11 protein-coding genes are annotated in these 21551 nt (G+C 64.3%); 7 read left to right on the forward strand and 4 right to left on the reverse strand.

The annotated features are described in order from the left end of the window. Nucleotides 1-61: 61 nt before the first annotated feature. Together FXV83_RS08540 and malQ are read right to left on the reverse strand one after the other, a co-directional pair. Nucleotides 62-1861 (reverse strand): glycoside hydrolase family 15 protein, encoded by a 1800-nt coding sequence (locus FXV83_RS08540; protein WP_148738747.1) that lies wholly within the window; start codon nt 1859-1861, stop codon nt 62-64. A gap of 30 nt (nt 1862-1891) precedes the next feature. Further along, on the reverse strand, nt 1892-3871 hold the full coding sequence (gene malQ / locus FXV83_RS08545) for a 4-alpha-glucanotransferase (RefSeq protein ID WP_148738748.1): 1980 nt from the start codon (nt 3869-3871) through the stop codon (nt 1892-1894). Nucleotides 3872-4077: 206 nt separating this feature from the next. Here malQ and FXV83_RS08550 point away from each other — a divergent pair, with 206 nt between their 5' ends. The 6 genes from FXV83_RS08550 to treY are packed head-to-tail and all read left to right on the forward strand — an operon-like array spanning nt 4078 to nt 18087. Beyond that, complete coding sequence (locus FXV83_RS08550) at nt 4078-6024, forward strand: maltotransferase domain-containing protein (RefSeq protein ID WP_148738749.1); 1947 nt, start codon at nt 4078-4080, stop codon at nt 6022-6024. Between the two features lie 11 nt (nt 6025-6035). Beyond that, nucleotides 6036-9329, forward strand: coding sequence for a maltose alpha-D-glucosyltransferase (treS, locus tag FXV83_RS08555; RefSeq protein WP_148738750.1), 3294 nt, complete (start codon nt 6036-6038; stop codon nt 9327-9329). Then, nucleotides 9322-11469, forward strand: a complete 2148-nt coding sequence (gene glgB / locus FXV83_RS08560) for a 1,4-alpha-glucan branching protein GlgB (RefSeq protein WP_187435757.1) — start codon at nt 9322-9324, stop codon at nt 11467-11469. Before treS ends, glgB begins: the two co-directional genes overlap by 8 nt. A gap of 3 nt (nt 11470-11472) precedes the next feature. Continuing rightward, on the forward strand, nt 11473-13551 hold the full coding sequence (glgX, locus tag FXV83_RS08565) for a glycogen debranching protein GlgX (RefSeq protein WP_148738752.1): 2079 nt from the start codon (nt 11473-11475) through the stop codon (nt 13549-13551). Further along, nucleotides 13548-15302: a malto-oligosyltrehalose trehalohydrolase gene (gene treZ / locus FXV83_RS08570; protein WP_148738753.1), complete on the forward strand. Its 1755-nt coding sequence runs from the start codon at nt 13548-13550 to the stop codon at nt 15300-15302. Before glgX ends, treZ begins: the two co-directional genes overlap by 4 nt. A 1-nt stretch (nt 15303) precedes the next feature. Beyond that, nucleotides 15304-18087 (forward strand): malto-oligosyltrehalose synthase, encoded by a 2784-nt coding sequence (gene treY / locus FXV83_RS08575; protein WP_148738754.1) that lies wholly within the window; start codon nt 15304-15306, stop codon nt 18085-18087. Between the two features lie 3 nt (nt 18088-18090). On the opposite strand, the gene FXV83_RS08580 is transcribed toward treY, so the two are convergent. Continuing rightward, nucleotides 18091-18408, reverse strand: a complete 318-nt coding sequence (locus tag FXV83_RS08580) for a polyhydroxyalkanoic acid system family protein (RefSeq protein WP_148738755.1) — start codon at nt 18406-18408, stop codon at nt 18091-18093. 160 nt (nt 18409-18568) lie between these two features. On the opposite strand from FXV83_RS08580, the gene FXV83_RS08585 reads away from it, so the two are divergent. Continuing rightward, nucleotides 18569-18733 carry a DUF3309 family protein gene (locus FXV83_RS08585; protein WP_084292022.1) on the forward strand — a complete coding sequence of 55 codons (165 nt, stop codon included), beginning with the start codon at nt 18569-18571 and terminating at the stop codon, nt 18731-18733. Nucleotides 18734-18788: 55 nt separating this feature from the next. Here FXV83_RS08585 and ligD read toward each other — a convergent pair whose 3' ends face one another. After that, nucleotides 18789-21467, reverse strand: coding sequence for a DNA ligase D (gene ligD / locus FXV83_RS08590; protein ID WP_148738756.1), 2679 nt, complete (start codon nt 21465-21467; stop codon nt 18789-18791). Nucleotides 21468-21551: the final 84 nt, after the last annotated feature.

Genomic DNA, 21551 nt, shown 5'->3' on the forward strand with positions numbered 1-21551 from the left:
AGCGGGAGAGGGGGCGCACCTGCGCCCGTGGAACCAATCAAGACTAATTCTGCCAGGGTCATTATTGCGACCGCTGCACCGCCGGCTTCTCGCTCTCCTGCCTTGCCGTCGACAGGTTATGCGCGGTGTTGATCAGCGCGATATGCGTCAGCGCCTGGGGAAAATTTCCGGTCTGGCGGCGCGCAACTGAGTCGTACTCCTCGGCCAATAACCCGACATCATTCGCGAGCCCGGCCACGCGGTCGAACAGCGCCTGCGCCTTGTCGAGATCGCCTGACAGCACATAGGCATCGGCCAGCCACAGGCTACACGCCAGGAACGCGCCCTCGATCGGCTGCTGCTCCTCGGAGGCCTCGCGCGGATCGTGCCGCAGCACGAAGCCGTCGCGCATGAGGCATTTTTCGACGGCCGCGATGGTGCCGCGGATGCGCGGATCAGACGTCGGCAAAAAGCCGACCGCAGGCAGCAGCAGTACGCTGGCGTCGAGCAATTTCGAGCCATAGGACTCGACGAACGCATTCTGACTTGCGTCAAAACCTCTGTTGCAGACATCGCGGTGGATGGCATCGCGCAGGGTGCGCCAGTGAAGCAGCGGCGCCTTGAAGCCGAAGGTCTCGGCGCTCTTGATGCCGCGGTCGAAGGCCACCCAGGTCATCACCTTGGAGAAGACGTAGTGTTTCGGCTGGCCGCGCCGCTCCCAGATGCCGTGGTCGGGCTCGTCCCAGAACTCGGCGAGATGATTGAGCACGGCGCATTCCAGCGCCCAGGTCTCATCGTCGAGCTTGAGCTTGGCCATTCGCGACTGGTGGAACGCATCGATCAGCTCGCCGTAGACGTCGAGCTGGAGCTGCGCATGGGCGGCATTGCCGACGCGCACCGGCCGTGCACCCTCATAGCCCTCGAGCCAGCCCGCCTCCCATTCCAGCAGCCGCCGCTGGCCCCAGATGCCGTACATGATCTGCATGTTCGACGGCGAGCCGGCGGCTGCGCGCAGCAGCCAACTGTGCCAGGCCGAGGCTTCCTCGGTATGGCCCGAGTTGATCAGTGCCAGCAGCGTGAAGGTGGCATCGCGCAGCCAGCAGAAGCGGTAGTCCCAGTTCCGCATCCCGCCGAGCTTTTCCGGCAGTGAGGTCGTCGGTGCGGCAACGATGCCGCCGGTCGGGGCGAAGGTCAGCGCCTTCAACGTGATCAGCGAGCGCATGACAAGGTCGCGATACGCCCCGTCATGCGTGGAGCGGCACCAGTCCTTCCAAAATCTTTCGGTCTCCTGAAGCGCGACCTCCGGGTCGATCGGCTCGGGCGGAGCCAGATGCGAGGGGCCATAGCTCAGCACGAACGGCACGGTCTCTCCGGCCTTCACCTCGAATTCAGCAACCGTCGTCAGATCCTCGCCGTGGGTTTGGGCCGGCGTATGCAGCACCGTCATATCCTGGCCGGCGATCGCCAGCAGCGATCCGTCCTCGGAGCGGCGCACCCAGGGAATGCTGACGCCGAAGCCGAATCGGATCACGAGTTCCATGCGTAGTTTCACCGAACCGCTCACGCCGCGGACCAGCCGCACGATGTCGGACGCCTTGCCGCGCGGCGGCATGAAATCGATCAGCGCAACGGTGCCGCCCTTCGTCTCAAAACGCGTCTCGAGGATGAGCGTGTTGCCGAGATAGCGGCGCGACGTACCGATGACGTCCGCGGTGGGCGCGATCAGCCAGCGGCCATTCTTGCGCGTGCCGAGGATTGCGGCGAAGCAGGCATCGGAATCGAAGGCCGGCCAGCAGAGCCAGTCGATCGAGCCGTTGCGCCCGACCAGCGCTGCGGTCTCGCAATCGCCAATCAGTGCGTAGTCCTCGATCTTCTGAGACAATGTCCTGCGAGCCTGAAAATACCCGGCGCTTCAACTCCCGACGCCGAGTGAACGTTCCCGTGTCGCGGCCTTCAAGGCCACGAGATCGACCTTGGAGGCGATCTTGTCGAGCGTGACCGGCAGACGCTGACGCCAGTTCGGATGCTCGTCGATCGTACCGGGAATGTTGGGCTGGTCGATCACGCCAAGCAGATCCTCCAGCGACACCGCCAGCAGCCGCGACGGCGTGCGCGACAGGAAGGCGAGCACCGAATAGAGGTCGTTGGCGTTGATGCCGTTCTGATGCAGGATCTCGTCGAGCCTGCCGAGCGCATCCCAGCGCGCCTGGTCGTCTTCGCCGGGATCGAGCCCGAGCGAACGCTTCATCTCGAGATCGCTGAAGGAGCGCCAACCGGCGTAGGTGCACAGATCATGCGTGTTTAGCGTCACCAGCGCATTGGGGCGGTAATGATCGATGTTGCGGAAATGGCCGGCGTCGTCGCGCTCGAACATCATGACGAGGTAGGACCAGATGCCGAAATCCTGCATGGTCTCGCGGAACCCTTCGGGCACCGTGCCAAGGTCCTCGCCGATCACAATGCATTCGTGAGCCACGCTCTCGCGCACCACAGCGGCAAGCAGCGCCTCGAACGGCATCTGCACATAGGCGCCGTTGTCGGGCTTGAAGCCGCGCGGCACGAGATACAGCCGCTTCAAGCCCAGCACGTGATCGAGGCGGATGGCGCCGGAATGCCGCATCGAGGCCGCCAGCATGTCGGCGAACGGCACGAAGGATTGGGCCTCTAATCCGCCTGCGTTGAAGCCGGCAAGGCCCCAGTCCTGGCCGATAGTGTTGAGCACGTCGGGCGGCGCGCCGACGGCGAGATGGCGGGAAATCGCCATCTGCTCGTTCCAGGCATCGAAGCCGTTGGATTGCACGCCGACGGCGACGTCGAGATAGAGCCCGACCCGCATGCCGAGCTGGCCGGCGAGCTCCTTGGCGGCATGCAGCTGGCTATCTGCCGTCCATTGCACGAATTCGACGAACTCGACCTCGCGCCTGTCGGGACCGCTGCGCAGCTCGGCGCATTTCGCATCGGTCGGCTGCTGCCATTCCACCGGCCATTCCCACCACGGCCCGGTGAAGCGATGGCGCAGCACCTCGAAGCAGGCAAAGCGGGACAAGAGCGGCGCGCGCGCGGCGCGGAAGGCGTCGAACTGATTGCGGCGGGCCGCCCTCGCGCTCGTCACGAAGCTGTTGAAGGCAGCGCGCAGGGCCAGCCATTTCAGCGCGGCCATATCCGCATAGGGCACACGATCGCCTTCACGGAGCCGCGCGGCGGTCGCGGCGGCGTCAGGGACGAGATCGGCGGAAAATTCCGGGATCGCCTCGACGTCGATGTAGAGTGGATTGAGAAAGAGCCGGCTGTTCGGCGAATAGGGACTGCAATCGGCGGGCTGGTCGTCGAACAACACGTGCAGCGGGTTGAGCCCCACACCATCGGCTCCGAGCTGCTTGGCGAGGTGGACGAGATTCGCAAGGTCGGTGAAATCGCCGATGCCCCAATTGCGATCCGAACGGACACTATAGAGCTGCACCGCGAGCAGCCAGCCGCGGTCGAAATCGCCGCCGAAAGCCCGCTCGGGCGCCACAATCATCGGCACCTCCTCGGTCACGCCCGCGGAATCGGTCAGGGTCAACCGGTGGTAACCGAGCGGCAGACCGGTCGGCCAGGCGATCACAGGCTCGCGCGTCTCACCTTGCGCGATCACATTGGCGCTGCCAAGGATCAGGGCGCTGGCGGTGATTTTCCATTGCAGCGGCGCGGCACCGGTGGTCACCAGCTCGGTGCGCGGATGGCCCAGGGCGCGAACGACCACGGGCCCGCTGACGAACCGATAGACCCGCTTCTCCGGCAGGGCGTCGAGGATGGATTTGAGGGCGACGGGATCGGTGACCCGCAGCTTTCCGAGGGCATCGACGAATTCGGACTGAACGCCCTTGATCTGGGCTTGAGCTAAAAGATCCATTCGGCACGCAGCTTGCAGGCCACTCTTTGGCCGGGGGCATCGATTTTGATGAGGTCGCAGAGGACGTTAGCCAAGGTTAACTCGCAAACCGCGCCTGCCGTTCCCAGGGGGAACTAATGACACACAAGCGGCTTTCTATATAGGGTATCAAGTGCAGGTTCCCGACAAGGGAAACGGGCGTCTGCTTTCTTGTCAATGGCATCACCGTGAACAAGACAATTCAAACTGTCGAGAGTGCCGCAGCCGGCGGTGCTTTCCTCATCGAAGACATCTATCCGTCGATCGATGGCGGCCGCTTCGCCGTGAAACGGATCGCGGGCGAGCGGATCGAGGTCTGGGCCGACATCTATCGCGACGGCAATGACGTGGTCGGCGCCGTGCTAGTCTGGCGCGGCGAACAGGACCGGGAATGGCGGAGCGAGCCGATGGTCCATCACGACAATGACCGATGGTCCGGCACGTTCACCCCGGTCGAACCCGGTCAATATGTTTATGCCATCGAAGCCTGGACCGACGAATTCGCAACCTGGCGTCATGCCCTCGCGCGAAAGCAGCTCTCCGGCGTGGATATCACACTCGACGCGATCGAAGGTGCCGGCCTCCTGACCAAGGCGCATGGCGCCCGGCAGGACGCTGCGGCAGTCATCGTCAGACAGTGCGAGGACTATCTTCAGACCGGCGAAGTCATGCCGCTGCTCGCAGCCGAGCTTGGCGAGGCCATGGCGGAGAGCCAGTCGCGGCCCGACCTGACCCGCTCGCCGCCTTTGCCCCTGATCGTCGACCGCGACAAGGCGCGCTTCAGCGCCTGGTATCAGATGATGCCACGCAGCCAGAGCCAGCTACCGGGCCAGCACGGCACGCTGAGAGACTGCATCGCGCGCGTGCCCGACATCGCCGCGATGGGTTTCGACGTGCTCTACTTCACGCCGATCCACCCGATCGGCCGCACCCGCCGCAAGGGCCGCAACAATTCACAGGTGGCGGCCGAAGGCGATCCCGGCTCGCCTTATGCGATCGGTGCCGCCGAGGGCGGGCACGATGCGCTGCATCCCGAGCTCGGCACGATCGAGGATTTCCGCGCGCTGGTCGCGACCTGTCTCGAATACGACCTTGAGCTCGCGCTCGACTTCGCCGTGCAATGCTCGCCTGACCATCCTTGGCTGACGCAGCATCCGGAATGGTTCAAGTGGCGGCCGGACCGCTCGGTGCGGACGGCTGACGGGCCCTATCCGGATATCGTCATCCCCGATTTCACATCCGTCGACAGGATCGGGCTGTGGAACGCGTTCCGCGACGCCATGCTGTTCTGGATCGACCATGGCGTGACCATCTTCGCTATCGACAATCACGACACCGCGCCGTTCCAGTTCTGGGAATGGCTGATCCGCGACATCCGCCGCCGGCATCCCCAGGTGATCCTGTTCTCCAAGACGTACGCGCGACCGAAATTGATGAACGGTCTGGCAAAGCTCGGCTTTACGCAATCCTTCAGCTATTTCCCCTGGCGCACCGAGAAATGGGAACTCGAGCAGTATCTCGGCGAACTCACGCGCTATCCCGAGCGGGACTACTATCGGCCGAACCTGTTCGTCAACACACCCGACCTCCTGCCCTATCACCTCCAGAGCGGCGAGGCCTGGATGTTCAAGTCGCGCGTTGCGCTGGCCGCGACGCTGTCGGGCAATTACGGAATCTACAGCGGCTTCGAACTGCTCGAGCATGAAGCCATCCCCGGCCGCGAAGAGTATCTCGATTCCGAGAAGTATCAGATCCGGCAGCGCGACTGGGACAAGGCGGGCAATATCAAGAGCTACATCACCGAGTTGAACCGAATCCGCAACGAGAACGCGGCGCTCCGGCAGACCGCCAATCTGCGCTTTCTCGGCATCGAGGATGGCGAGACGATCGGCTTCGTGAAGCAGGCAACCGATCCGGCGAACACCGTCGTCGCCGCCATCGCGCTCACGGGCCATGCGCGCGAATTCTGGTTGCCGCTCGGCGACCTCACCGTCGACGTCGGCGGCGAGCGTCGCCACGTCACCGCACTCGAAAATCTCCTCACCGGCGAACAGTCCCGCATCGAATGGGGCGGCATCAGGTTGCGTATCGATCCCGACCGCGATCCTGCGCTCTTGTTCCGCTGCCTGGCGTAAGGGCGCACGCCATGAATGTTTTGTCTTCCGTCGACACCAAGAAGGCTGACGCTGCGGAGATCGTGGATGAGCTCTGGTACAAGGACGCCATCATCTACCAGCTTCACGTCAAGGCTTTCGCCGACAGCAACAATGACGGCATCGGCGATTTCGCCGGGCTGACCGAGAAGCTGGCCTATCTCCAGGATCTCGGCGTCACCGCGCTGTGGCTGTTGCCGTTCTACCCCTCACCCGGCCGCGACGACGGCTACGACATCGCCGATTACGGCGCTGTCAATTCCGATTTCGGGACGATGAAGGATTTCAAGCGTTTCATCCAGGAAGCGCAACGGCGGGGTTTGCGGGTGATCACCGAGCTCGTCGTCAACCACACCTCGGACCAGCACAATTGGTTCAAGCGCGCACGGCGCAGCCCGGCAGGATCGAGCGCCCGCAACTGGTATGTCTGGAGCGACACCGACCAGAAATACCAGGGCACGCGCATCATCTTTACCGACACCGAGAAATCGAACTGGACCTGGGATACCGAGGCGGGCGCGTTCTATTGGCATCGATTCTTCTCGCACCAGCCGGATCTCAATTTCGACAATCCGCGCGTGGTCAGCGCCCTCATCCAGGTGATGAAGCGCTGGCTCGATGCCGGCGTCGACGGCTTCCGCCTCGACGCGATCCCCTACCTCTGCGAGCGCGAGGGGACGTCGAACGAGAACCTCCCCGAGACGCATGCGATCATCAAGCGCCTGCGCCAGGAGCTGGATGCCTACTCCAAAGGCAAGCTGCTGCTGGCTGAAGCCAATCAATGGCCCGAGGACGTGCAGGAATATTTCGGCCGCGGCGACGAGTGCCACATGGCCTATCACTTCCCGCTGATGCCGCGCATCTACATGGCGATCGCGCAAGAGGACCGCTTTCCGATCACCGACATCCTGCGCCAGACCCCGGACATTCCCGCAAGCTGCCAATGGGCGCTGTTCCTGCGTAACCACGACGAGCTGACGCTGGAAATGGTCACAGACGTCGAACGCGACTATCTCTGGACCACATACGCCAACGACCCGCGGGCCCGCATCAATGTCGGCATCCGCCGGCGCCTTGCGCCGCTGATGGACAACGACCGCCGCAAGATCGAGCTGATGAACTCGCTGTTGCTGTCGTTCCCGGGCACGCCGATCATCTATTACGGCGACGAGATCGGCATGGGCGACAACATCTATCTCGGCGACCGCAACGGCGTGCGCACGCCGATGCAGTGGAGCCCGGACCGCAATGGCGGCTTCTCCCGCGCCGATCCGGCCCGCCTCTATGCGCCGCCGATCATGGACCCGGTCTACGGCTACGAATCGGTGAACGTCGAGGCGCAATCGCGCAGCCTGTCCTCGCTGCTCAGCGCGACCAAGCGGCTGATCTCGGTACGCAAGTCGACGCTGGCCTTCGGCCGCGGCACCATGACCTTCATCCGCCCGTCCAATCGAGCCGTGCTCGCCTATGTCCGGCAGTATCGCGACGAGGTGATCCTCTGCGTCGCGAACCTCTCGCGCGCCGCGCAGGCGACCGAGCTCGACCTGTCGCCGTGGAAGGACCGCATTCCGCAAGAGATGCTCGGCCGCACCCGCTTCCCGGCGATCGGCGAGCTGCCCTACATGATCACGCTGGGTCCTTACGGCTTCTACTGGTTCCAGCTGCTGGAGCGCGACAAGTCCGAGCCGGTGATCCCGCGGGCGGTGCCGGAATTCGAGACGCTGGTGGTGCCGCTCAACTCGACCTGGGTCTCGCTGGCGCGCGAACGCGGCGTGTTCGAGCGCGACGTGCTGCCGGGATTTTTGTCGCGGACGCGGTGGTATCCCGAGCACAATCCGCGGCAGATCCGGCCCACGCTGACGTCGGCGATTCCGTTCTGCGACATCGGCGACAACCGGCCTTGGATCGCGTTCTTCGAAGCGGCACAATATGGCGTTGCGACGCGCTACGTGCTGCCGATGCAGATCGAATGGGTGCGCTTCGACCGCGAACGCTTCAATCCGAAAGCGCTCGCCGCCGTGCGCCAGGGCGCGCGCGAGGGCACGCTGCTCGATGTCGCGACCGACCAGATCTTCATCGGCCTGTTCCTGCGCAACCTGTCGCAGCACCTAGTCGTGGAGGAGAACAATCTGCGGCTGGAGTTCAAGCCGACCAGCCTGTTCTCCGAATACACCGTCAAGGAACCCGAGCGTATTCGCGCGATTGAACAGTCGAACAGCACCGCCCTGGTCGACAACCAATACGTTGCCAAGATCTATCGCCGGCTCGAAAGCGGCATCAATCCCGAGATCGAGATGGGCCGCTATCTGACCGAGGTTGCGCGCTTCACCAACACGCCGGCGCTGCTCGGCACGGCCGAATTGGTCGAAGGCGACGAGCGCAGCACGATCGGAGTCCTGCATGCCTATGTCGAGAACCAGGGCGACGGCTGGGCCGTGACCGCGGGCTTTCTCGACCGCTACGTGGATGAGCTGCGCCTGCTGCCGGCGGGCGAGACGTCGCCCGCAACCCCGGACCAGGCGCCCTATCTGCATCATCTGGCGCAGACCGGCCGACGGCTCGCCGAGTTGCACATCGCGCTCGCCGCCGCAAACACCGGCGATCTCGCCGCCGAGCCAATCAGCCCGGCACACGTCGAGCACTGGACGTCGGACCTCAAGACACGCGCCGAGCACGTTTTCGAGCGGCTGATCGAAAGCCGCGAGGGCTTGCGAGAAGCCGACCGGCCGCTGGTCGATCAGCTCGCCACGGCGCGCGCGGGTCTGTCCGACCGGCTAAATGCGCTATTGCCACCCGACATCGGCGGGTTGAACATCCGTCATCATGGCGACTTCCGCCTTGGGCAAACTTTGATCGTGAAGGACGATATCTTCATCATCGATTTCGACGGCGATCCGCGTCTGCCCCTGGCCGAGAAGCGGCGCAAGGCGCCGGCCGCGCGCGACGTCGCCGGCCTGATCCGCTCGATCGATCTGTCGGCCGCCGCGGCGCTCAACCGTGCGTTCTCGGGCCCCTCGGACGAGCAGGAGCGGATTGCGGCTGCGCTCAGTGAGTGGCGCGAGCGCGCCACCTCGACGTTCCTGTCCGTGTACCGCGAGGCCATGACCGATCGGCGGCTGTGGCCGGAAGACCCGCATTCCGCGGAAGGCCTGTTAAGGTTTTTCCTGCTTGATCAAGCGTTCGACGAAGTAGAATACGAGCTGTCCCACCGGCCGGAAGGGCTCCATGCGCCGCTGAGCGGACTGCTTCGCATTCTGTCCGATACCGAGAGCGAAGCCCATGCCTAAACTGCCCGCCGAGGCCTATGCGATCATCGAGGGCCGCCATTCCGATCCCTTCCACTATCTCGGGCTGCACCCCGAGGGCGGCAAGAGCGTGGTGCGCGCGTTTCTCCCCGAGGCCTCCAACGTCGAGGCGGTCGGCGAGCATGGCGAGGTGGCAAGGCTTGACCGCGTCCACGACGCCGGCCTCTTCATCGGCGCCCTGCCCAACGGTTCCAGGCATTACCAATTGCGCGCGAAGTTCGGCGACAATGTCGTCGAGTTCGAGGACGCCTACCGCTTTCCGCCGATCCTGACCGACTTCGACCTCTATCTGCTCGGCGAAGGTACCCATCAGCGCCTCTACGACAAGCTCGGCGCGCATCCGATGACGCTCGAAGGCGTCGACGGCATCGGCTTTGTCGTGCTGGCGCCGAATGCGCGACGCGTCGCCGTGGTCGGCGATTTCAACTTCTGGGACGGACGGCGCCATCCGATGCGGGTGCGCGGCTCCGGCTACTGGGAGTTGTTCATCCCGCACGCCAAGGCCGGCGACCACTACAAGTTCGAGATCGTCGGGCCGCACGGCCATTTGCTGCCGCTGAAATCCGACCCGATGGCGTTTGCGAGCGAGCTGCGTCCGAAGACGGCCTCCATCGTCTTTGACGAAGCGCATCTGCCGCGCCCCCGTCCGGCGCCGGACGGCATCAACGCACTATCGGCGCCGATGTCGATCTACGAGGTCCATCTCGGCTCGTGGCGGCGCAAGAACGGCGGCGAATGGCTCACCTACCGCGAGCTCGCCGAGCAGCTGCCGGCCTATGCCCGCGACATGGCTTTTACCCACCTTGAATTCCTGCCCGTAAGCGAGCATCCCTTCGACGGCTCGTGGGGCTATCAGCCGACCGGCCTTTATGCGCCGACGAGCCGCTTCGGCACGCCGGAGGATTTTGCTGCGCTGGTCGATGCCTGCCACCGCGAAGGCGTCGGCGTGCTGCTCGACTGGGTGCCCGGTCACTTCCCCGACGATCCGCACGGGCTCGGCAGCTTCGACGGCACATCGCTCTACGAGCACGCCAACCCGCTGCAGGGCCGTCACCTCGACTGGGGTACGTTGATCTACAATTACGGCCGCACCGAGGTGACGAACTTTCTGGTGTCGAACGCGCTGTTCTGGCTCGAGCGCTACGCGATCGATGGCCTGCGCGTCGATGCGGTCGCCTCCATGCTGTATCTCGATTACAGCCGCCCGCCGGGCGCCTGGATTCCGAACCAGTATGGCGGGCGGGAAAACATCGAGGCGATCGCGTTCCTGCGACGCTTCAACACCGAGCTGTTCGCCCGATTCCCGCAAGCGACCACCGCTGCCGAAGAATCCACCGCATGGCCGCAGGTCTCCCGTCCGGTCGAATTCGGCGGGCTCGGCTTCGGCTACAAGTGGAACATGGGCTGGATGCACGACACGCTGAGCTACATCAGCAAGGATCCGATCCACCGCAAGCATCATCACGGCGAAATCCTGTTCGGTCTGCATTACGCGTTCTCGGAGAACTTCATCCTGCCGCTGTCGCATGACGAAGTCGTGCACGGCAAGCGCTCGATCCTAGGCCGGATGCCCGGCGACGAGTGGCAGCGCTTTGCGAACTTGCGCGCCTATTACAGCTTCATGTTCGGCCATCCCGGCAAGAAGCTGCTGTTCATGGGCGCGGAAATCGCGCAAAGCCGCGAATGGAATCACGACCAGTCGCTCGACTGGCACCTGCTCGAATACAAGTACCATTCTGGCGTCCAGGCGCTGATCCGGGACCTCAACCGGCTTTATCGCGCAGTGCCGGCGCTGCACCAGATGGATTGCGACCACGCCGGCTTCGAATGGCTGATCACGGATGATGCCAACCGCAACGTGTTTGCCTGGCTGCGCAAGGGTTTTGACGAGAACGCGCGCTGCCTGGTGATCGTCAACTTCTCGCCCAACGTCTATCGCAACTACCGCGTTCGCGTGCCATTTGCCGGCAAGTGGAAAGAGGCGCTCAACTCCGATTCGGCCCATTATGGCGGAAGCAATGTCGGAAACATCGGCGAGGTTCATGCCGTCAATGGCAAGGCGCCCGAGCTTCGCCTTACCATTCCGCCGCTGGCCGCGATCTTCCTCGTTCCGGAAAGCTGACCGATGCGCCTGACTGCTGGATCGCCCGCACGCCTCGGTGCAAGCTGGGACGGACGCGGCACCAATTTCGCGCTGTTCTCCGCCAATGCGCAGAAGGTGGAGTTGTGCCTGTTCGACAGCCAGGGCCGCCGCGAGCTCGAACGCGTCGAATTGCCGGAGCGTACCGAAGACGTCTGGCACGGCTATCTCAACGACGTCTCGCCAGGCCAGCTCTACGGCTATCGCGTGCACGGCCCCTACGAGCCCGAGCACGGCCACCGTTTCAATGCCAACAAGCTGCTGCTCGATCCCTATGCCAAGCGGCTCGCCGGACGGCTGGTCTGGAGCGATGCGCATTTCGCCTACCGCACCGGCAGCGCGCGCGAGGATCTGTCGTTCGACCGGCGCGACAATGCCCGCGGCATGCCCAAAGCGGTCGTCGTCGACGAGACCTTCAACTGGGGCCGCCGCGAGATCCGCCCCCACATCGCCTGGGAAGACACCATCATCTACGAGGCCCACGTCAAGGGCCTGACGCAGAGGCGCGCGGACGTGCCGCCGAACCTGCGCGGCACCTATGGCGGCCTGTCGTCGCCCGCGATGATCGAACATCTGAAGAAGCTCGGCGTCACCACGATCGAGCTGCTGCCGATCCACAGCTTCGTCGACGATCGCATTCTTGTCGAGAAGAAGCTCTCCAATTATTGGGGCTACAACACGTTGTCCTTCTTCGCGCCGGAGCAGCGCTACGCCCAGGACAATGCCCTGGATTCCTTCCGCACCACCGTGGCGCGCCTGCACGATGCCGGCATCGAGGTGATGCTGGACGTCGTCTACAACCACACCGCCGAAGGCAATCACCTTGGTCCGACGCTGTGCTATCGCGGCATCGACAACGCCTCCTATTACTGGCTGAACCGCGAGAATCCGCGCTACTATGACGATTTCACCGGCTGCGGCTCGTCGGTCAACCTCACCCATCCGCGCGTGCTCCAGGTGGTGATGGATTCGCTGCGCTACTGGGTCGAGGTCTGCCACGTCGACGGCTTTCGTTTCGACCTCGCCACCACGCTTGCGCGCGGGCCGAACGGTTTTGATCGCGGCAGCTCGTTCCTGACCGCGGTCCGGCAGGATCCTGTGCTCGCCACAGTCAAGCTGGTCGCCGAACCCTGGGACCTCGGCCTCGGCGGCTACCAGGTCGGCGCGTTTCCCTCGCAATGGTCGGAATGGAACGATCGCTATCGCAGCGCCATGCGGCGCTATTGGAGCGGCGAAGGCAGCCTGATCGGCGACATCTCCAGCCGCATGACCGCGTCCTCCGATCTATTCAATCATGACGGGCGGCGGCCGCGCGCCAGCATCAACCACATCACCGTGCACGACGGCTTCACCCTCGCCGACCTCTTCAGCTACAACGAGAAGCACAACGAGGCCAACGGCGAGGACAACCGCGACGGCTCCAACGACAACCACAGCAACAATTGCGGTGTCGAGGGCCCGACCGACGATCCGGAAATCCTCAGCCTGCGCCGGCAGCTTCGCAAGAACGTGCTGGCCTGCCTGATGCTGGCGCAGGGCATTCCCCTGATCCTCGCCGGCGACGAGGTCGGCAACTCGCAATCCGGCAACAACAACGCGTATTGCCAGGATAACGAGGTGGGCTGGGTGGGCTGGGACAATCTCGGCAAGGACGGCGACGATATGATCGATTTCGTCGCTCATCTCGCCGACATCCGCCGCCGATTCTCGCAACTCCGCAGCCACCGCTGGCTCGACGGCCGCCCCGCGGATGGCGTCGCCTACGGCGTGTTGTGGCTGACGCCGGCCGGTGACGAGATGACGGAAAGCGACTGGAATTTCCCGGAGGGACGGTTCCTATCCTATGTGATGGGGCCGATGGAACCCGGCGGGGCTGCGATCTTTATCATCCTGAACGCCGCCCCCGAAGAGATCGCATTCAAATTGCCCAATATGACCGGATACAAGAGCTGGCAGCAGATCCTCAACACGACCGAGGCCAAGCTGAACACGATTGACTTTCAGCCCGGGAGCGACAGCAAGGCGCCGCCGCGCTCCGTGCTCGCTTTTGCGGGCGCGCTATGAGGCCATCCTTCGGCGCCAGGCCGACGAAGGACAGCGTATCGTTCCGGCTATGGGCCCCGGGCGCAAGACGCGTCGATCTCCTGCTCGACAGAATGCATGCGATGCAGCGCCGGCAGGATGGCTGGTACGTGGCTGACATTTCCGGCCTGACCGCCGGCAGCGCCTACAAGTTCAGAATCGACGACGAAATCGACGTGCCCGATCCCGCCTCGGCGTTCCAGCCCGAGGACGTGTTCGGTCCGAGCGAGGTGGTCGATCATGACGCCTTCACGTGGCGCGCGCGCGATTGGCGCGGACGCCCCTGGGAAGAGACGGTGCTGATCGAAACCCATGTCGGCACGTTCACGGCGGAAGGCACTTACCGCGCCATGATCGCCAGGCTCGATCATCTCGTTGCGACCGGCATCACCGCGCTGGAATTGATGCCACTTGCGGATTTCGCGGGCCGGCGCGGCTGGGGCTATGACGGCGTGCTGTGGTATGCACCCGACAGCGCCTATGGCCGTCCGGAAGACCTGAAGACGCTGATCGACGAAGCGCATCTGCGCGGGCTGGTGGTGTTTCTCGACGTGGTGTACAATCATTTCGGCCCCGAAGGAAATTACCTCGGCCGCTACGCCCCGACCTTCTTCACCGACGCCCACACACCGTGGGGCAGCGCGATCGACTATCGGCTGCCGCAGGTGCGCGCGTTTGCAGTCGAGAACGCTCTGTCCTGGCTTACCGACTACCGCTTCGACGGCCTGCGGCTTGACGCCGCCAACCATATCATGGCGATCCCCGGCGAGCAGTCGATGCTGCAGGATCTCAGCGTCGCCACGGGCGAACTCGCCAAGGCGACCGGGCGGCACATCCATCTGGTGCTGGAGAACGGCGACAATCGCGCAAGCTTGCTCGATGCCGCGCAGGATCCGCCGAACGGCAAATATCGTGCGCAGTGGAACGACGACTACCATCACGTCTGGCACGTGATGCTGACCGGCGAGCTCGCCGGCTACTATGCCGACTACCAGACGCCGCGCATGGATCTCGCGCGTGCGCTGGCGTCCGGCTTCGTCTACCAGGGCGAGATCTCGGAATTCTGGGGCAAGAAGCCGCGCGGCGAGCCGAGCGGCGAGCTGCCGCCGGCCACCTTCGTGAATTTCCTCCAGAACCACGACCAGATCGGCAACCGCCCGCTGGGCGACCGGCTCGAAAGCCTGGCATCGCCGCAGCAGATCGAGGCTGCGCTGGCGGTGACGCTTCTGGCTCCCATGATACCAATGCTGTTCATGGGCGAGGAATGGGGCTCGACGGCACCCTTCCCGTTCTTCTGCGACTTCCAGGGCGGGCTCGCCGATGCCGTGCGCAAGGGCCGCCGGCAGGAATATGCCTGGGCCTACGAGAAATACGGCGACGAGGTGCCCGACCCGCTTGATCCGGCGACGCTGAAATCGGCCGTGCTCGACTGGACCGGCCGCACGCCGGAGCAGGAGGCGCGGCTCGCTCTGGTGCGAGACCTGCTCGCGCTCCGTCGCAAGGAAATCGCGCCGCGGCTGAAGGGCGCGATCTTCGGCGATGCCGAGGCCGCCGACAGCGGCTTGCTCACCGCGCATTGGCGCATGGGCGACGGAACGATGTTGCGCCTCGCCGCCAATCTGTCCGATCGGGAGATCGCGCATTCCAGCAATAACGCGGGCACGCCGATCTGGGGCGGCGCGGCCGGCGACCGGCTTCCGCCCTGGTCGGTGGTCTGGCGTCTCGGAGGTTAGCATGCCTCCGGCCATTCCCCTTGCAACCTATCGCCTCCAACTCACCGCGGATTTCGATTTCGACAAGGCCGCTGCGGTGGTGCCTTACCTGAAGGCGCTGGGGATCACCCATCTCTACACCTCGCCGGTGATGAAGGCCCGCAAGGGATCGACGCACGGTTACGACACCGTTGATCACAGCCAGTTCAATCCCGAGCTCGGCGGCGAGGCCGGCTTCGCGCGGCTGAGCGCGGCGCTGGCCACGCACGATCTCGGCCTCATCGTCGATTTCGTGCCCAATCATGTCGGCGTGCATTTTGCTGACAATCCCTGGTGGCTGGACGTGCTGGAATGGGGACCAAATTCGCCGCACGCAGTCGCCTTCGATATCGACTGGGACCTGCTGCCCCACCGCGCCCGCGGCGGCGTGCTGTTGCCGATCCTCGGCTCATCCTATGGCGACTCGCTCGAGCGCGGTGAGATCGAATTACGCTACGATTCCGATGATGGCAGTTTTTCCGCCTGGTATTTCGAGCATCGCCTGCCAATCGCGCCGGAGCGCTATGGCGAGATGCTGCGGATGATCGTGAAGGAGGCTGACGCCGCCGGGACGGAAGCGGGCCAGCGCATGCTCGCGCTTGCGGCGCGCTACACGGGACTGCGCCGTCCCAATCGCAAGGAAGCTCCCGCCTTCAAGAGCGAGCTCAGAGAGATCGCGGGAGGTGCCGATATCATCGCCCGCGGCCTTGGCGCCTATCGCGCGGCAAAGGACCGGCCGGCGCCGACCCTGGCGCTGCATCATCTGCTGGAGCGTCAGCACTACAAGCTCGGCCACTGGCGGCTTGCCTCCAGCGACATCAATTATCGCCGCTTCTTCGACGTCAACGGGCTCGCCGGTTTGCGTGTCGAGGATCCCGGTACGTTCGCGGCCACCCACAGGCTGGTGAAGCAATTGGTTGCCGACGGAAAGTTGCAGGGCATTCGCCTCGACCACATCGACGGCCTGCGCGACCCCGCGCAATATTGCCAGCGGCTGCGCCGGCTGGTTCGCGACGCGCAAGGCCCGAACAAGCCGTTCTATACCGTCATCGAGAAGATCCTCTGCGAGCACGAGCGCCTGCCGCACTTCGCCGGCGTTCACGGCACCACCGGCTATGAGTGGATGAACGTCATCACCCAAGTGCTGGTCGACCCGAAGGGACTGGAAGCGCTGGACGAGACCTGGCGGCAGGTCAGCAACCGGCCGCCGCGGCTTGCGCCTTACGTCAAGGACGCCAAGCGGCGCGTGCTGGAGACGCTTCTGACCAGCGAATTCACCGTGCTGACGCGGCTGCTCGCGCGCATCGCCAACGGCCACTACTCGACCCGCGACTTCTCGGCCGACAGCCTGCGGCAGGCGCTCGAACTCTACGTGCTGCATTTTCCGGTCTATCGCACCTATCTCACCACCGGCGCACCGACGGCGCACGACCGCAAGCTGATCGACGAGACAATCGCGCGTGCACGCGCAGAGTGGTTCGCTGCGGACGATGGCATTTTCGACTTCCTGCGCGATGCCCTCACCATGGACCTGCTCAAGCCCGGCCGTCCCCCGCACAGCGCCCCGCGGGTGCGCCGCTTCGCGCTGAAGGTGCAGCAGTTCACCGGGCCGCTGATGGCGAAGTCGTTGGAGGACACCGCCTTCTATCAGTACCACCGGCTGCTCGCACTGAATGAAGTCGGCGGCGATCCTGCGAGCGCGGGACTTGCGATTCCCGCCTTCCACGACGCCATGCAGGCCCGCGCCAGGGAATGGCCGCGCGGCATGACCGCAACCGCGACCCACGACACCAAGCGCGGCGAGGACGCCCGCGCACGGATCGCCGCGCTCAGCGAGATTCCCGGCGAATGGACCAGCGCGGTATCTCGCTGGAAGGTGTTGAACGCACCGCACCTCGCGCTGCGCGGCAATCTGCGCGCACCATCGGCGACGTTCGAGTACATGCTCTACCAGACCCTGCTCGGCGCATGGCCGCTTGAGGGACCCGACGCCGGGTTCGTCGAGCGCATCCAGGCTTACGCGCTCAAGGCCGCGCGCGAAGGCAAGGAGGAAACGAGTTGGCTCAACCCGCATGAGGCCTACGAGGCGGGCATAAGGGATTTCGTCGCCAAGGTCCTCGATCCTGCGCAGTCGGGCGAATTCCTGGAGGCGCTGCAAATCTTGGCGCGCCGCGTCGCGCTGCTCGGTACGTTGAACTCGCTGAGCCTGCTCACGCTCAAGACAACGCTGCCGGGCGTCCCGGACTTCTACCAGGGCACCGAATCCTGGGATCTGTCGCTGGTCGATCCCGACAATCGCCGCCCGGTGGATTTTGCCGCCCGGCGCGCGGCGCTGGTATCGCTGGAAGCTCCGGACTGGTCCGGCCTGATCAAGGCATGGCCGGATGGTCGGCTCAAGCTGGCTTGGACGCGGCACCTCCTCAAGCTGCGCAACGAACTCGCCGAAATCTTCACGCAGGGCGACTACCAGCCGCTGGAGGTGCGCGGCGCGCATGCCGACCACGTCATCGCCTTCGCCCGCCGGCGCGGCCGCGCCGCGGCGATCGTCGTGGTGGGGCGCCAGTTTGCGCCGTTCACGCAAGCGGGCCGGGAATGGCCGGTGCTCGAGGAATTTGACGCAACAGTCGATATCACGGGCCATGCTGCGACAGGGCTTGCCGGCAATGAATTGCCGATTGTGCAGGCCCTTCGCGATTTTCCCGCTGTTGTCATCGCGGCGCGCACGACAGGCGCGTTAAAGCCTGCACGACAGCGCGCCAGCCGCTGAACACTATTTCCCGCCGTCCTTCGTCAGCAGCAATTGCCCGCGCTTGCGGATTGTGGCCTGCGCCATTTCGGCGAAACGCTGCAGCAGCCACGGCAGCACCACCTCGACCCGGACGCTATCGTCGCCGACGTCGACCTGTCCGGTCGCGGTCTGTCCAAGCGCGCGGATGCGGAAATTCATCGTGTCGCCGCTCCAGCGCTCCTCCTCGACCTGCATCACTGGAATACTGGCTGCGGCTCGTCCGAGGCCGGTCTTGAGCCGACGCGCTGCCTCTTCGCGGCCGAGACGATGGGGAATTGAAACGACGAGCGGTGCGGACATGATCCTGCCCCGTGATGATTGATCCTCAACTCATTATGTCGGCCGCACAGGCAAAGGTTCCATGCGCTTCACCCTGCGGAACTTTCAAACCTGCGGCAAGTTGCCGTGAGCATAACAGACAAACACAACCCTTTCCGCAAAAGGGGTGGAGGAGATGCGCATGTCTATTGGTACAATTATTCTGATCATCCTGGTCATCGCCCTGCTCGGCGGCTTCAGCGGCATCGGCGGCGGACCGTTCTACGGCACCGGCTATTACGGCGGCGGCGGCCTCGGGCTCGTGATCATCATCCTGCTGATCCTGCTTCTGCTCGGACGGATCTAGCCGCCAGCGTCGTCCGGTGGGTTCGCTGCAAGGAGCGGAACCCACCCTACTTCATCTATTTCACTTTCGCCGCGAGCTTCTTCATCGCCGATTTGACCGGCGCGGCCGCATCGTCATAGCCCTCCCACGCCTTCGAGCGCGCCAGCAATCCCGGCACGGTCCGTAGTGTGTATCGTTTCGGATCGAGATCGCCCTTCACCTGCGTCCACGTGACAGGCATCGACACGGTCGCCGCGTCGCGCGCGCGGGGCGAGAGCGCCGCCACCGCCGTCGACATCCGATCATTGCGCAAATAGTCGAGGAAGATTTTTCCGTTGCGCAGCTTCTTCGACATGTTGAGCAGATAGCGCTCGGGATCGTCATCGGCCATCCATTGGCAGACGCCTTGCGCAAACGCCTTGGCTTCCTTCCAGCTGACTTTGTCGCGCGCGCCATAGAGCAACGGCACCACGACATGCAGGCCCTTGCCGCCAGTGGTTTTGCAAAAGCTGTCCATCCCGAGATCGGTCAGCCGCTGCCGCATCTCCTTAGCCGCTTCGACCACGCCGGCAAATTCCACATCCGGCGCGGGATCGAGGTCGAACACCAGCCGGCCCGGCGTGTCATAGGCGTAAGGTGCACAATTCCAGGGGTGCAGCTCCACGCCGCCGATCTGCGCCACGGCCGCGAGCCCCTCGACGCGGTCGATCTGCAGATAGGGCTTACGGTCGCCGGAGACCCTCGCGAGTTCCAGAAGATTCGACGCCCCCTGCATGGCGTGGCGCTGGAAGAAGCACTCGCCCTTGATGCCATCGGGCGCGCGGATCAAGGAGCAGGGCCGTCCCTTCAGGTGAACGATCATCCATTCGCCGACGGCTTCGAAATAGCGCGCCAGATCCAGCTTGGTGACCGGCTCGCCATCACCGCCGTCGGGCCAGAGCTCCTTGTCCGGCTTGGAGATGACGACGCCCATCACCTCCGCATTTTGGCCGTTCTGTTTCGGGCGCCCTGCGGACTTCGCCTTCGCGCGTGACTTCGTCCGCGTGTCGGTGGAAGGCTCGGCCAGCTCGGTATCGACGGGCGTTTCCGCCTCGACCTCCTCGGCCGGTTTGTCCTGCCGCAGCCCCTTGAAGGCAGCCTGGCGAACGTTGCCGTCGGCGGTGAAGCCGGCGAACTCGATCTCCGCGACGAGCTCCGGCTTCAGCCAGTGCATCTCGCGGGTTTTCTTTGGCGCATTCTTGCCGCCGAATGGACTTTGCTTCGCTTCCGCCGCCTTCAACAGCGGCATGATGCGCTTCACCTTGTCGGCGCCGAAGCCGGTACCGACCATGCCGACAAACGCGAGGTGATCGCCGCGATGCACGCCAGCCATCAGCGAGCGGAATTTGCCGTTGGTGGTCTTGTAGCCGCCGATCACGACTTCATGGCCGGCCCGGCATTTGGCCTTGGTCCAGCTTTCGGTCCGGCCGGAGCGATAGGGTGCGTCGAGCTTCTTGGACACGACCCCTTCCAGCTCGAGCTTGCAGGCCGATTGCAGCACGGCATCGCCGCCACTCTCGAAATGCTCGACATAGCGGATCTGGCTCGATTTCCGCTTGCGTGCTTCCAGCAATTCCTTGAGACGCGCCTTGCGCTCGCCGAGCGGCAGGCGGCGGCAGTCGAGACCTTCCGCGAACAAGAGATCGAAAGCAAAGAAGATGAGGTCTTCGGTCCTGCCATCGGACAACGCCGCCTGGAGCGAGGAGAAGTTTGGCGCGCCGTTATGGTCGAGCGCGACGATCTCGCCGTCGATCATCATATCCGGCAACCCGCCCGCCTCCTTCACAATCGAGGCGAACTTGTCGGTCCAATCGAGGCCCTTGCGGGTCTTCAGCGTCGCCGTGCCGTCCTCGACGCGAAGCTGAACACGGTAGCCATCGAACTTGATCTCGTGGCACCAGCCTTCGCCGGGTGGCGGGCGTTCGACCGACGTGCAGAGCTGCGGCGCCACGAAGTCCGGCATCTCCGAAACCGCCTTGGCGGTCGCCGCCTTAGTTGCTTTCTTGCCGCCCTTCAACGCCGCACGCGGCGCCGGCTTGACGGTACGCCCTTTCGGCTCCTCGGCGCGATTGGACTGCCAGATCGCATTGGCCTTGCCCTTGCCGCCAGTTGCCAACATGAAAGGTTTTGGTGCGCGGCCCTTGCCCTCGGCGATCTGCTCCATCGCGCGGCCGGAGGCGACCGACTTGTCTTCATCGAGAATGGTGTTGTCCTTACCCTCTTGCGCATACTCGTCGCGATGCTTGATCAGGAGCCAGTTGGTGCGCTTGCCGCCGGTGCGGTCGTTGCGCATCCGCACCAGCACCCAGCTGCCATGCAGCTTGTCGCCGTGCAGGGTGAACTTCAGGTCGCCCTTCTTGAAGCCGCGTTCGGGATCCTCCGCCTCCCAATAACCGCGGTCCCACAGCATCACCGTGCCGCCGCCATACTGGCCTTCCGGAATGGTGCCTTCGAAATCGCCGTAGTCGAGCGGGTGGTCTTCGACCTCCACGGCCAGCCGCTTGTCGTGCGGATCGAGCGAGGGCCCCTTCGTCACGGCCCAGGACTTGAAGACGCCGTCGAACTCCAGACGAAAATCGTAATGGAGCCGCGTCGCATCGTGCTTCTGAATCACGAAACGCCGCTGCTTCGACGGCGCCACCGCCGTCGTCCCGGAGGGCTCGGGCGTGATCTCGAAGTCCCGCTTCTTGCGATAGGTGGAGAGGTTTCTCAGCACGATTGATCCTGCATTCTTGCGCGCGTACCCAAGCCTATCATGGGCAAAGTCCCACCCGGAACCAAAACCCCCAACCTGGGTTGG

It is taken from the genome of Bradyrhizobium hipponense, assembly GCF_008123965.1.
Classification (GTDB): domain Bacteria; phylum Pseudomonadota; class Alphaproteobacteria; order Rhizobiales; family Xanthobacteraceae; genus Bradyrhizobium; species Bradyrhizobium hipponense.